Below are 14623 nucleotides of genomic sequence, written 5' to 3' on the forward strand. Positions count from 1 at the left end.
ATCAATATCTACTTTAGTGTGTTCTACTGCAAGGTCAAAATAGATTTAAATTCAGATAAATATTCAGTAAAGGAATTATTTTTTAGAAATTCAATTTTTAGTAATGCATCTTTTTCACATATCTTTACATCATCATTTTCATAAGGAATGCTTGTTTTTAAAAGACAGCCTTTAGTTCTATCTATTTTAGACAGGTATAATGAAAATATTGAAGCAATAAAATCAAACTTTGAAGTTTCATTATTCATTAAAAAGGAATCAATACTTTTTTTATCTAAATCAAATTTTAATTTTTTATAATTTTTTGATTTGAGATTATAGAATTTAACATAATCTCCCCCATCCAAAAGATATTCTTTCCAGTAAGCAGATTCATTTTCAAAATCAGATGAATTTAAATAATCAGTTATTTTATCTTTATGTGCTAAAAGCTTATTTTCAATGGAACTTTCATTTGAATTATTAAAAAGCTTATAAATTTTTTTCATGATTGAATAATTAAAAATTGATGAATGTATATTGGCTAAAATTATCAGATTTTCTTTATTTTTTAAAACGAGAAATTTATAAAGTGGAACATTAACAATGCTGTCAAAAGAGAAATTAAAAAAATCATTGGTAATTTTATCAATATTTTCCTGTGTTTGATTTGAAATATCCTCATATTGATAAATATCTTGATTAACTGCAATATACGGATTAAGCTTTTCATCAAACTGAAGATTTAAAAAACTTCCAATATCTTTAAAGACCAAATCCAATTGGCTTTTATTAAATAATCTAGAAATAAATGTAAATTTCACTGCATAATTTCTCATTTTAATCATACCTAAAAATTTAGTATTTTAACACTTCATAATTTCTCATATTAGTCATACCTAAAAATTTAGTATTTTAACACTTCATAATTTCTCATATTAGTCATACCTAAAAATTTAGTATTTTAACACTTCATAATTTCTCATATTAGCCATACCTAAAATAAATTTAGTATTATAATAAATAATTATAGTGTCTTAATAATTTATATATTTACATATATTCTTAAATTAAATTAAATAATTTTTTAAAAATAGCATGTTTTTGAAATTAAAAATAAAAAAATTAAAAAAATTAAAAAATACTTTAAGAAAAAAATAAAATAATTTTGCAAGAAATCTTCAAATAATAAAGGTATATGACTTAAGTAAAATCAATATAATTTAATTATTTTTCAAATTTCATAAAGGACTTAATGATTTCTTCAAAGCCTTTTCCTTCTGATGAAGCTTCAATTACTTGTTTGACTACATCAAAAAGATTGTGTTTGTTTTCAGCAGGTGCTTCAACAGTTTTTGCACTGCCAAGAGCTAATGCAATATCTTCTTATTTAACAGTTTGTCTTTTCGCAGCTTTTGCGTTTTTAACTGCTTCTTTAGCAACTGCATCTGCTTTGTCTTCTAAGTATGCTACTAATGCATCTACTGCATCAGCACTTACTCTTTCAGCACCTTCTTCTTGAATAATCCTTTTTACAGGAGCTTTAGGAATAGCCATATTTTTCATCTCGTTATAATTGTATAATTCTATTATATCTTAATTATTATTAAAGTTTTTCCATCTTACTTACATTTATTAAGTTTTTATTTGATTAAAAGAATGCAAATTTGAAGAAAGTAAAATAGATTAATGGGAGTATTTACTTCAAATAAAATAACTTCCCTAGAACAAGATAGAAAAGTTTCAGTAACATCCTTTCATGTGATTTCTTGAATTTTTCCATTTTTAAAACATAACTTATTATATTATATGGGATATAAATAGTATTAATTAGTTTAGTTAACTCTAAATCTGTTAATTATTAAACCGACTATAATAATTTTGTAAAAAATTATTGTTTTTTTCTAATAGGGCTTTATAAGGAATTTTTTATGTGAAATAATCATTGTTTTTTTCTAATAGTGCTTTATAAGGAATTTTTTATGTGTAATATCTTATTGTTTTTTTCAATAAGGGCAGTGAAATGAATTTTTTATGTGAATAATATTATTGTTTTTTCTAATAGAGCAATAAAAGGAATTTTTTATGGTAGATATTGTTTTTATATTAAATCTAATTGACAGCGTCATGTATTATCCTGTCCTGATTATTGTTATGGCAATAGCAGGATTGTATTTCACCATTAGGACAAGAGGTGTCCAGATTAGGCTGTTTGAGGAATCCCTTAGAATAATTAAGGAGCCTCCTGAAGATGATTCTGATGTTTCTTCATTGCAGGCGATGCTGGTTTCAACAGCTTCACGGGTAGGGACAGGTAACATTATCGGAGTTTCAACAGCAATCTGTCTTGGTGGTCCTGGAGCTTGTTTCTGGATGTGGGTTATGTGCATTATAGGTGCTGCATCTGCATTCACTGAAAGTACACTTGCTCAAATCTATAAAAGAAAGGATTCTGAAGGGCATGCTTACGGAGGTCCTGCATATTATATTGAAGAGGCTTTGCATAAGCATAAGTTGGCAATGCTTTTCTGCATATTTTTAATTGCTACATATGCAGTAGGATTTAACCTATTGTGCTCTTATAACCTTCAGTCAACATTTATGGATTATTACTTTTATCATCCAACATATACTCCAATAATTATAGGTGCTCTCCTTGCCATATTTACCGCTTACTGTTTATTTGGTGGAGGCAGTAGAATCATTAGGATTACCAGTACAGTTGTGCCATTAATGGGGGTTTCATATGTGATGATCTGTTTGATGGTTATAATTTACAATATACAAAACGTTCCTGCAATGTTTCTTTTAATATTTCAAGATGCTTTTGATTTCCATTCTATCTTAGGAGGAGTTGCTGGTTCCTGTATGGTATATGGGATAAAAAGAGGTTTGTATTCAAATGAAGCAGGGGTAGGTTCTGCACCAAACGCTTCAGCATCTGCAAATGTTTCACACCCTGCAAAGCAAGGCTTAGCTCAGACATTATCTGTTTATATTGATACATTACTTTTGTGTACTGCTAATGCATTGATGTGCTTGTCTACTGGTGTTGCAAGGGATGCAGTTGTTTCAGGTGCACCATATGTGCAAAATGCGATTTCTACAGTCTTAGGTCCTTCAGGTCCTATATTTATCACTGTTGCAATGGTGCTTTTTGCATTTACTACGTTGATAGGAAATCTTTATTATATTGACAATGCCCTGATTTTCTTGAATAATAAGAAGGTTCCTTCAGAGAGATTCATGAATATGTTCTATGTATTTGCAACATTGATTGTTTTTGTAGGGGCTATCATACCAATGGATGCAGCATGGGCTATGGCTGATATTACTATGGGTGGAATGACATTAATCAACCTGCCTTGTTGTGTTATGCTTGCTAAAGTTGCCGTAGACTGTCTAAAAGATTATGAAAAGCAGAAAAAAGCAGGTCAAACTCCTGTTTTTAAAGCAGACTCTATTGGGTTGAATACTGATGAAATAGATTTCTGGAAATGATTGGATTTTGGTCTAATCTAATCTTCTTTTTTTTATTTGCTTTTATATTTTAAGTTTGGCTTTTGGTTTTTTCACTTCAAGTAATTTTTTAATAGAAAAAAATAAACTTACTTTAACTTGTAATAATTTTCATTAATCATTTACAAGGTTTCACCAAACATTATCAAGTTTTCCTCAGGAATTCCAGTAATGATCTTATTGTTCCAGTCTCTAAAAATGACAAGCAATTCTTCACATAGGTCCTGTCCTTTTTCAGTTAAGTACAATATGTTTTTTCTATTGTTTGAGTATCTATCTCTTTCTCAATCAATTCTTTTTTCAATAGCTTTTTTGTTACTTGGCTGATATTTGCTTCTGTGATATGATATCTTTTAGTAATATCAATTTGATTAATGCCCTCATTATGATAAATCTCTATTAAAATAAGGATTTCATTAGTGTTTACTCCAAGTGATTTAGCCTTTTTCCCAAAAGTTGATTCATAATTTTTAGTTAAATTGTAAAAATATATTAAATGGTGTGGTATTTCTACTGTTGGTTCAATCATCTCAATACTCCTAACATAAATTTTTTATAATAATATTTTGTTCTTTAAAATATAAAAACTTTTTATTTTCAATAATTGAAAAATTGTATGATTGATTAAAATTTTAATCTATTTGTTGACAATTTGGTAACATTTGTTAAATTTTATTTAATTATTCTTTATTTTATTAATTATTTTCTATTTATTCTTAATTTGTTAATCATTAATCTATTTACTCTTAATTTGTTAATCATTAATCTATTAACTCTTAAATTGTTAAGATTTGCTTTATTTGATGTTTTTTGCTTATTTTCGTCCTTTTTCTTCTTTTTAATTTTCTAATGTGTTTTTTATTTTTTTCTTCTTTTTAATGATTTTAGATTTTTAATAAATTTTTATATTTTATAAAATCCAAATATATTTTCATGTTAGAATTGAATGAATTACTTGATATATTTAATGCTGGCGATACATTAGTTATGGATATTGAGGCTGTAGAAGCTTGTAACTATTATAGTATTGAAGCTCAAAAAATTACTTGTGGAATGAATTATAATTTCCATGATCTGGATGAAAGAAGGAAATTGTTCTCTGAATTGATTTCTCAGGAACTTGATGATGAATTTAGGATTTTCACACCTTTCTTCACTGATTTTGGAAAGAATATTCATCTTGGCAAAAATGTATTTATCAATGCAGGATGCAAATTTCAGGATCAAGGTGGAATTTATATCGGGGATGATGTATTGATTGGCCATAATGTTGTTATGGCTACTTTAAATCATGAAGAAAATCCAAATAATAGGGCTAATTTGATTGCTTTTCCAATAAACATTGGAAATAAGGTTTGGATAGGCTCAAATGCAACTATTTTACCTGGTGTCACAATAGGTGATGGTGCAATTATTGCAGCAGGTGCAGTTGTAACAAAGGATGTTGAGGAAAATTCTATAGTTGCTGGAGTTCCTGCTAAATTCATTAGAAAAGTTAAAACCGAGGAATAAACTTATTTATTATTCTAAAATTTTAATGAAGAATCGTTTTTTTATTTAAAATCATAAAACAGATGTTTTTTTATTCAAATCATAAAGATTAATGTTTTTGTATTTAAAATCATAAAACAGATGTTTTTTTTTTTATTCAAATCATAAATATTAATGTTTTTGTATTTAAAATCATAAAGCTGATGTTTTTTTTTAAATCATAAAACTAATGTTATTTTTTTTTATTTAAATATGAATAGGATGATTTTTTCATTATCCTAAACCTTATTAAGTAGAATAGTCTTTTTAATGATTTTGAATAGAATAATATTATATGAAATTTAGGTGATTATTTTGGCTACTTTTGAATCAATAGATGAAGCAAGAGAATTTTTTAAAGGAGATAAATTTGCAACAAACATTGGAGTAAAATTAGATGAGCTTGAAGAGGATTCATGTGTATGCAGCTTAGAGCTCTGTGATGACTTTAAGAATGCATATGGTGCTGTAATGGGTGGAGCTATCTTTACCCTTGGGGATTTTGCATTTGCAGTCTTATCTAATCAATTGCACAGACCAACAGTTGGTCTTCAAGTAAGCATAAATTATTTAAGCGGTTCTAAAGGTGAAAAGCTCATAGCAAAAGCTACAGTTCGCAAAGATGGAAGAACAACTTCTGTATTAAATGTAGACATTACAGATGACACAGGGCGAGATATTGCTCAGTTTGTTGGAACTGGTTACAAAATGTAATTTTTTCATTCTTTTTTTAAATAATGGTTCATTTAGCAAAACTTAAAATTGATTAAATATTTTTTAGAAATTATGATTAAAGTGTAAATTATTTTAATTAATAATTACAAATAATCATATAATTAAAATTTTTATTAATTAATGAGGTATTAACGGTGATTAAATGGCAAAGGAAAAAAGAAGTAGTTTAAATCCATTTACAGGTAAAAGTCATTTTGATATTGTTAATGATGACCAGTTTTTAGAGGATTCATACAGACAGTACTATGGAATGATTCAAAAGGCTCAAGTCTTGGATAATACTCCTGATGGCCAAGTAGTTAGAAATGTAACTATTCGACTGATTCAAGCTGTTGAAAACTATTTAACACAAATAGGCCGAATGGATTACATTGAAAACTATTATGATTGGGATGTGCATTTATTGGCTGATCAAACCGTAAATGTCTTTTGTATGCCTGGTGGAAAAATAGTGATGTTTTCAGGTATTCTTAATATAGCAAATACTGAAGAGCGTGTAGCTTTTATATTAGGTCACGAAATGGCACATGCATTGCTTGACCATTCAAGAACCCGTGCAAGTGTTGAAAGTGCAAAGAATACACTTGCAACTGCAGGATATTTTGGAAGCTTTATTTTAGACATATTCGGTATGGGTGCAGTGGGAGACATTACAAGAGCATCTATTAATGCTGCAAATATTGGAGCAGACTTCTTATTTGTAAAGCCATTTGGTAGAGACCAAGAATTGGAAGCAGATAGATTAGGAATGCTTATTATTCATTGGGCTGGCTATGACATTAATCAGATTCCTGCATTTTGGGAAAGCATGAGTCAAAGAGGAGGAAATGACTTTGACTTCCTGTCTACTCACCCATCTGATGATAAAAGAATTGCAAATATGAGAGCATTGATTGAGGAGATTAACAGCGGTAAGGATTTCACTGCAGGACCTGTCATTGGTGATGCAAAACCAGTTAAAGAGTATGGTAAATCTGCAAGTCCTGCTCCACAAGCTTCTCAAGGCACTGTTGGTCCTAAGTGTGGTGAAAAAGCAGATCTTGATGATAATTTCTGTACAAACTGCGGTCAAAAGCTAAAATAAATTCTCTTAATTTTTAATTTAATTTGATAAAGGTTTTTTAAACTTTTATTCATTTTATTCTTTTTTTTATCTTTTTTTTTTTACTGTTTTTTGGGGGTTATTCGTTTTATTCTTTTTTTTATCTTTTTTTTTACTGTTTTTTGGGGTTATTCGTTTTATTCTTTTTTTATCTTTTTTGCACGTTTTTGGATTATACAAAATTGCAGTGAAAAAGTAGAAGAAATTCCTTTTTCAGTATGGCTTGTTTTCATAAAATATATATTAATTAATTAATTAATAAATATTGGATTATATTTTTTATATAAATATAATAAATATGGGGGATGCTTGATGAAATATAAAGGGAAATTATATTTTTTATTAATACTCTTATTTTTATCAATAACGGTTGTTTCGGCAGCTGATTTAAATGACCTTGCTGTTGATGGGCCGTTAATTGTTGATGAGGAAAATTATTTACAAATAGATGAGAGCTCTATTGTTGATGAGGAAGATTCGGAAATTGATGAAAACTCAATTTCTCAAAATAATGATGATGGCAAACTATTGGCCGATGATCCGGAACCTGGAACATTCGATGACCTTCAAATTGAGATAAATGAAGCTCCTGTCGGATCTACTTTAGATTTGTATAGGGATTATACAGGACATTACGGTTCAAGAATCCAGTTTAATAAAAATTTAACCATTGATGGACATGGTCATAAACTTGACTGTTTAAATCAAGATGGTTGCTTTGCATTTTATTCAAGCAGTGGATCAATAGTATTAAAAAACCTTATAATTTGTAATGGTAATAATGACTTTACAAAAAATGGTGGTGCCATTTCTATTGTAGGCTCTGCAAAATACACAATCATCAATTGTACATTTCGCGATAATGTGGCAACTGAGAATGGTGGTGCAATATATTGTGAAGTATCTGATTCACTTGTTGTTTGGAATTCCACATTTATAAACAATAATGTGAAAGAAAGAGATGGTGGAGCTATATTTTTCTTTGAAAAAATTTCTATATATGGTTCCTATTTCGCTTCAAATTATGCGAAAAAAAATGGTGGTGCAATTTGTGGTAAAAAAACACAGTATGGAAGTAATATATTTATAGGCGGTTAGGATAATCCCATTCCTTTAACTCTTCTTGTTAAAAGAGTATGGAAGTAATATATTTATAGGCGGTTCTACATTTGAAGGAAATACTGCAGATTTGAATGGTGGTGCTGTTTATAATGATTATGGAATTACTGTTTGGAACTCAACTTTCAAGTCCAATACTGCAAATGAATATGGTGGAGCAATATATGGCAGTGATGCAATTTATATCAATGATAAGCATCAGTCTAGTGAACCTATTTCATTCTTTATTGACAACAAAGCAAAGGAATATGGTGGCGGAGCCATATATTCTAATGGCAATGCAAATATATATAGTGCATATTTTTATGGAAACAAAGCATGTACAGATGGTGGAGCAGTTGATACCTCTTCACATTGTTATGTGTATGATTCAATATTTGATTCAAATAGGGCAGAAGGTGCCAAAGTTCAAAGATGTTGGGGTGGAGCCATAAACTCTTGGGAAGAAGCAAATGTTTATAGTTGTAAATTTGTAAATAACTTTGCAGAAAATAGTGGTGGAGCAATACATGCGAAAACTGCTGCATTATATGGTAACCCTTCATATTTTGAGAATAATGTAGCATATAAGTCTCAAGGTGGTGCAATATATGCTGGTTCATTTAAGGATGATATTCTTAGTGGAATATTCATAGGCAATAAGGCTGGTGAAGGTGCAGTTTCCAGTGATGATGGAGGTGCAATTTACATTTCTAATGAACAAATGGATGTTCTTACCATTTCAGGATGTGTTTTCATAAATAATTATTGTACTGATGAAGGAGGAGCAATTTATGTGGACACAAGTGATGACCGTATAAAATTAATCTATAATGTTTTCAGTGGCAATAGAGCTGGCGATAAGGGTCAAATTGTATATAACTGTGGTGATTATGATGCAGTTGAATACAATTGGTACGGATTAAACGATCCTAGTTTTTCAGACCAATTTAAGGAATATCATGCATTGCGTAGTGGCACTGACTATTCCGTTTCTAACTATGCAAAGCTAAATGTAAAATTAGATGCAACTGAGATTTATAAAAACAGCCCATATAGTGCATCAATTTATTACACTGATAACAATAATAATCCGTTATCAAATCAAATTCCTATATATGGTCTTGAATTTACCGAATATGGTGCAAATTACTTAGATCTTCAAGAAGGAAGCAATCAGGTTATTTTTGAGGTAGTTTTCCTTGAAAATGATGGAAAATTAAAAATACATCTTAATAGTCAGGACTTATATATAGCACCATCCGATATAAAGGATAAAAATGTCACATCTGTCATAATCTACTCCTGGACGATATTGCGGATATTGAAGATTTGTATGTATATTTCAATATTGACGGCATTACCGACCCAGTCTATGTGATTAAGGATAATGAAGGCAACATTGTTAAACAAGGAAATATTATTGGCAAAAATGATTTTACTGTAAGCGGCTTATCTTCAGGATTTTATTCATTAACTATTATAAATCCTGAAGGTCAGACTTCTCTTTCAAGCAGTGCAACAGTAAAATTTGTTGTATATACTGATGTAAACGCAAAAATTTCTGCAGACAACAGGATTTATGGTCAACCTACAACATTTAACATGACCCGTGATGTTGATGGAATATACATAATTGATATTGTAGGTTATGGCAAAATCCAAATTAACGTCATAAACGGAACCGGTACAAAACAGGCTTACCTTCCTGCTGGAGAATATCGAACCGTCACCTCAGCTGAATGTGGTTATTATAGGTTAGACTGTAAGGAAGCATCATTTGAAGTTGAACCTTCTGAGATTAGCATATACTTTGAGGAGCTTTATGATGTGGTTTATCCGAATAATATTCACGGATATATTTTAACTGATATTTCAGGGGGTTATGAATTAACTATAGGAACAAAGACACAGAAGATTTATTTGGATGAGGAGTTCTTTTACATAATTGATGAAAGTTTGGATGCTGTAACATATAATATAATTGTTAAAAGTCTTTGTGGTGAAGATTATTATCCTACAGTTGCAACAGCTGTTGTACATGTTTTAAAACAGAATGTCACACTTTCACTATCCCTACTTGATGGTGATTTTGGAAGCCCTACTATGGTTATGGCACACTCAAGTGTTGATGGGGAATACACAATAAGGATAGGTGAAATCGAAAAGTCAGTAAACATCACAAATAACTTTGGAGTAGTTGATTTCGGTATTTTAGATGTAGGAACCTATAATGCATCAATCACATATGCCAGAGACAGGAACCATAATTCTGCTTCAAACGAAACTACATTTACAATCAGTCAATCAGACTATTCATTTAAGTTGTATGTATCTGATGATAAGTTCATTTATGGTGATGAAGTCGAGATAAAACACAATTTGCCAGATTCAGCAGAAGGATACATTTTATACTCTCTAGCTGATGGAACTTTCCTTGCTAACTTGACAGTAGGTGAAACCCTTAAGATATCCACATTGAATGCTGGGGAAAACTATATAACCGGAGTGTATTCAGGGGATTCCAATCTCAAATCCTCATCATGTATCTTAAATCTGACAATCGATAAAGCGCCAAATAATGTTGTTGTTGATGTTGCAAATGTAACTTATGGTAATTCATCCATAATCAATGTCACTGCGGATGTTGATGGAGATTATATTGTAAACATCAATGGAAAAGAGACTGTTGTTAATGTTAGGGATGGTGTTGGAAATTCACCTGTTGATTTGAACGCTGGTGAATACACTACAAGCACAAGATTTGACAATGGCAATTATGATACTGAAATCAGTGAATCTGTTTTCAAAGTTTATAATGCAATAAACAATGTAATAGTGAATGTTGAAGATGTCATTTATGGGGAACAGTCCCTAATTATTATTATTGCAGATGCTGACGGCAATTATATAGTTAATATTAATGGAAAGAGAGTTACTGTTAATGTTGCAGGAGGCAAAGGAAACGCAAGTGTGGCATTGGATGCAAATAATTATACAACAAGCACAACATTTTCCTGCGAGGATTATGATACAATTATCACTGAAGCTGAATTTGAGGTTAAAAAAGCAGTTAACAATGTATCTGTATTTGTTGGTGATGTTGATTATGGGGAAGCTGCTTCAATTAATATAATTGCTGATGTAGATGGTGATTATACTGTCAATGTAGGTTCAAAAAGTCTTGTTGTTACTGTTGAAAATGGTAAGGGCTCAAATTCAATCAGTTTGGATCCAGGAAGCTATGAAACTCAAATAAGTTTTTCCAATTCTAATTATGTTTCTAATTATAATGAAGCAACATTCAATGTTTTTAAAGCGAAAGTTAGTTTAATGATTACTGTATCCGCCTGCACTTATCCTAATGAGGTTAGTGGAGCGGTATTTGCAACTGTTGATGGTGATTATACCATAACAATTGGAAACTACACTGAAATTGTGTCAGTTAAAAATGGCGCTGGAAATTTCAATGCTGGAATATTTGATGCAGGAACATACATTGCAACAGTTTCATTTGAAGGGGATGACACTTATGATGCAATTGAAAATATGACCTCATTTGAAGTTAAAAAGCAAAAAATCTCCTTTAATATAATTGTCAATGATAGCGACATTTATTATGGTGAAAGTGTTAAACTCACTCCAATATTTGAAGGGGATGCCAACGGCACAATTAAATATTCATTAAATGAAGGAACTTTAATTGATGAACTTCCTGTTAGCGAATCCTTAATCTTGCCTCATTTGGATGCAGGATTCTATTTGATATGGGCTGATTATAGTGGAAATGAAAATTGTGAATCTCTAACAACCATATTAATGATAAGAGTAAATCAGTTACCAAACGAGGCACACATAAGTGTTGAGAATGTAAGTTATGGAACATCTGCTGTTATTAAGATTAGTGCTGATGTTGATGGTAATTATACTGTAAACATTAATGGAACAACTATCAATGTCAACGTTTTAAACGGTCAGGGTAATGCTTCAATTTTATTGGATGCAGGTATGTATTCCACTATCACTGACTTTAACAATAGAAATTATGTCACTGTATTCTATGACTCTAATTTCGAAGTTAAAAAAGCTGATGTAAATTTAAGGGTTGTTATTGAAGATAAAGTTTATTCAGAGGAGATTGGTGGTACTGTTTATGCAGATGTTGATGGTGAATATACATTAACAGTTGGCAGTATTGAGACCGTTGTCAATGTTGAAAATGGTATTGGTGAATTTAACCTCGGAATATTGGATGCCGATACTTATGAAGCCACCATATCATATATTGGTGACAATAATTATAATCTGACTTCAAATACAACAAGATTCACTGTTAATAAGGCTGATACTGAGTTAGCGGTTTTCGTTGCAGATGCAATCTATCCAAATGAAGTCACTGGTGCAATTATAACCAATTGTAACGATGATATTGAAGTATATATAAACGGCACATTTTTCGAAAAAATCGGTATTGGAGATTTAGCAAGCTTTAGTCTTGGTAAACTGGATGTTGGCGAATACAATATCACAGTTAAATTTGATGGAAATAAAAACTTCAATGGCGCTTCAAATAGCTCAAAATTCAATGTGGCTGAAGGCAATCTTACATTTGTAATCGACACTAATGTTAGCTCATTTGATTATGGGGACAGCATTGTAATTAACCATACAATTAATGATGATGCAACTGGAACAATCAAATACTACCTAAGTGATGGCACATTATTAGGAGAGGCTGACGTAAGGGAGAACTTTACATTGCCTCGTTTGGATTCTGGGGAATACCTGATTATCGCTAACTACACTGGTGACCATAATTATCTCTCTGCAGTGAGTATGCTGAAAATTAAAATCAATACTCCAACAGGTAATGTTGTTGTTAGTGTCGAAGATGTAAGCTATGGAACTCCTTCTGTTATCAATATTGTTGCAGAAGTTGATGGAACCTACACTGTAAAAATCAATGGAAAAACAGTTACTGTTAATGTTTTTAATGGTGTCGGTAGCAATTCAATCAGTTTAGATGCAGGATCATATTCCACAGAAACTTCATTTTTAGGCAATTATGATTTGAATGTTACTGAAGCTGATTTTGAAGTCAAAAAGGCTGAAATGTCATTAAACATAAGTGTGGCTAATGTCACTTACTTGGAAAACGTTGAATATGTAGTTTATGCCAGTGTTGACGGCATGTATAATGTAACTGTCGGAAGCGCTTCCATGACTGTCAATGTTATAAATGGTATCTGCAAGTTTGATGTAGGTGTATTGGATGCTGGAGATTATAATGCAACTGTAAGATTCAGCGGATCTAAAAACTATAACAACAATACAAATGCTACCAACTTCACTGTTGAAAAAGCAGACATATTCTTGTTAATTTCTGTATTAAACTATACTTATCCTGATGATATTGAAGTATATGTTCATTCAAACTATGATGGGGAATATGAAGTAGATCTCGGTGTTTGCAATACAACTGTCGTTGTTGCTGGTGGTTTTGGCAGTACAAACATCGGAAAATTAAATGCAGGAGATTATACTGCAGTCATTACTTTTGATGGAGATAAAAACACCAAAAACCAGACAGTTTTAACTGAATTCCTTGTTAGTAAGGCACTTCCTGAATTTAAGATAGCAGTAAATGACACTGAGTTTGATTATAGGGATATTATTTCAATTACTCACACATTGCCAGAGGATGCAACTGGAACAATCACCTATTTCTTAACTGACACAACAGAGCTTGGTCGTCTGACAGTTTCTTCAAACTTTACTCTCCCTAGATTGGATATTGGAGAATATTCAATTGTTGCAATATACAGTGGGGATGCTAATTATGAGGCTAATCTAGATTATGCCGACTTTGTAATCAAGGGTGCTCTAAACAATGTCGCTGTCTCTGTTGAAAACATCACTTATGGTGAAGAATCAGTTATTGAACTTTCAGCTGATGTTAACGGATTATATCACATTGACATTAATGGAACCATCTATAATGTCACTGTTGAAAACAATATTGGAAGCATATCAATTGCTTTGGATGCTGGCGAATACTATGCTAATGTATCATCTGCAAATGATAATTACAATATAAAATCCCAAAACGCCACATTTGAAGTTAAAAAAGCTGTAAATGAAGTGGTGATATTGGCAGATGATGTAGATTATGGCCAAGTGTCCCTTTTCTTGATTGCAGCGGATGTTGATGCAACATATACTCTGGATATTGGCCGAACTGTAATTGATATTGTTGTTGAAAATAAGATAGGATATGCATCTCTCTATTTGGATGCAGGTTCATATTCCACAAAAACCACATTTATCCATGATAATTATGAAACAATAGTAAATGAAGTTGGATTCATTGTCAATAAGATAGATAATGACTTCAGAATCCTTGTAAACGATATTGTTTTAGGATCTTCTTCAATTATTAATTTAATAAGCACTATTGATGGCATCTATGAAATATCCATAAACGATACTGTAGGAAATATCACTGTTAAGAATGGTGTAGGAAGTTATGATGCAGGAATTCTTGATTCTGGTGTTTATGATCTAACATTAAAAGTATCGGTAACAATAATGTCAATCCATGGAGTGGAACAGCCACTTTCACAGTATTCGTAGCAGAAAACTATGTAGTTGTCTCTGTTG

11 protein-coding genes are annotated in these 14623 nt (G+C 31.0%); 7 read left to right on the forward strand and 4 right to left on the reverse strand.

Features of this window, described 5'->3' with window-relative positions:
• Positions 1–23: 23 nt before the first annotated feature.
• On the reverse strand, positions 24–818 hold the full coding sequence (locus QZV12_RS07020; RefSeq protein WP_295619339.1) for a hypothetical protein: 795 nt from the start codon (positions 816–818) through the stop codon (positions 24–26).
• A gap of 547 nt (positions 819–1365) precedes the next feature.
• Complete coding sequence (locus QZV12_RS07025; protein WP_366925546.1) at positions 1366–1545, reverse strand: histone; 180 nt, start codon at positions 1543–1545, stop codon at positions 1366–1368.
• Between the two features lie 519 nt (positions 1546–2064).
• On the opposite strand from QZV12_RS07025, the gene QZV12_RS07030 reads away from it, so the two are divergent.
• The gene (locus QZV12_RS07030) at positions 2065–3480 is read left to right on the forward strand and encodes a sodium:alanine symporter family protein (protein ID WP_295619342.1); all 1416 of its coding nucleotides are present in this window, start codon (positions 2065–2067) and stop codon (positions 3478–3480) included.
• 140 nt (positions 3481–3620) lie between these two features.
• Here the strand turns inward: QZV12_RS07030 and QZV12_RS07035 are convergent, their stop codons facing one another.
• Positions 3621–3746 (reverse strand): hypothetical protein, encoded by a 126-nt coding sequence (locus tag QZV12_RS07035; RefSeq protein WP_295619345.1) that lies wholly within the window; start codon positions 3744–3746, stop codon positions 3621–3623.
• The gene (locus QZV12_RS07040) at positions 3737–4027 is read right to left on the reverse strand and encodes a helix-turn-helix domain-containing protein (protein WP_295619348.1); all 291 of its coding nucleotides are present in this window, start codon (positions 4025–4027) and stop codon (positions 3737–3739) included. Before QZV12_RS07040 ends, QZV12_RS07035 begins: the two co-directional genes overlap by 10 nt.
• Positions 4028–4431: 404 nt before the next feature.
• On the opposite strand from QZV12_RS07040, the gene QZV12_RS07045 reads away from it, so the two are divergent.
• From QZV12_RS07045 to QZV12_RS07070, 6 genes are all read left to right on the forward strand, one after another.
• Positions 4432–5010 (forward strand): sugar O-acetyltransferase, encoded by a 579-nt coding sequence (locus QZV12_RS07045; protein WP_295619351.1) that lies wholly within the window; start codon positions 4432–4434, stop codon positions 5008–5010.
• A 333-nt stretch (positions 5011–5343) separates the two neighbouring features.
• A complete protein-coding gene (locus QZV12_RS07050) occupies positions 5344–5742 on the forward strand; it encodes a PaaI family thioesterase (protein WP_295619354.1) in 399 nt (132 codons plus the stop codon).
• A gap of 163 nt (positions 5743–5905) precedes the next feature.
• Positions 5906–6847, forward strand: coding sequence for a M48 family metalloprotease (locus QZV12_RS07055; RefSeq protein WP_295619357.1), 942 nt, complete (start codon positions 5906–5908; stop codon positions 6845–6847).
• A 330-nt stretch (positions 6848–7177) separates the two neighbouring features.
• Entirely contained in the window at positions 7178–7963 is a 786-nt protein-coding gene (locus QZV12_RS07060; RefSeq protein WP_295619360.1) for a hypothetical protein, read from the forward strand.
• Positions 7964–7988: 25 nt separating this feature from the next.
• A complete protein-coding gene (locus QZV12_RS07065; protein ID WP_295619363.1) occupies positions 7989–9344 on the forward strand; it encodes a hypothetical protein in 1356 nt (451 codons plus the stop codon).
• Positions 9296–14596, forward strand: a complete 5301-nt coding sequence (locus QZV12_RS07070) for an Ig-like domain-containing protein (protein WP_295619366.1) — start codon at positions 9296–9298, stop codon at positions 14594–14596. The genes QZV12_RS07065 and QZV12_RS07070 overlap by 49 nt, the downstream gene beginning before the upstream one ends.
• Positions 14597–14623 lie beyond the last annotated feature (27 nt).

The sequence above is a fragment of the uncultured Methanobrevibacter sp. genome (assembly GCF_902769175.1).
Classification (GTDB): domain Archaea; phylum Methanobacteriota; class Methanobacteria; order Methanobacteriales; family Methanobacteriaceae; genus Methanobrevibacter.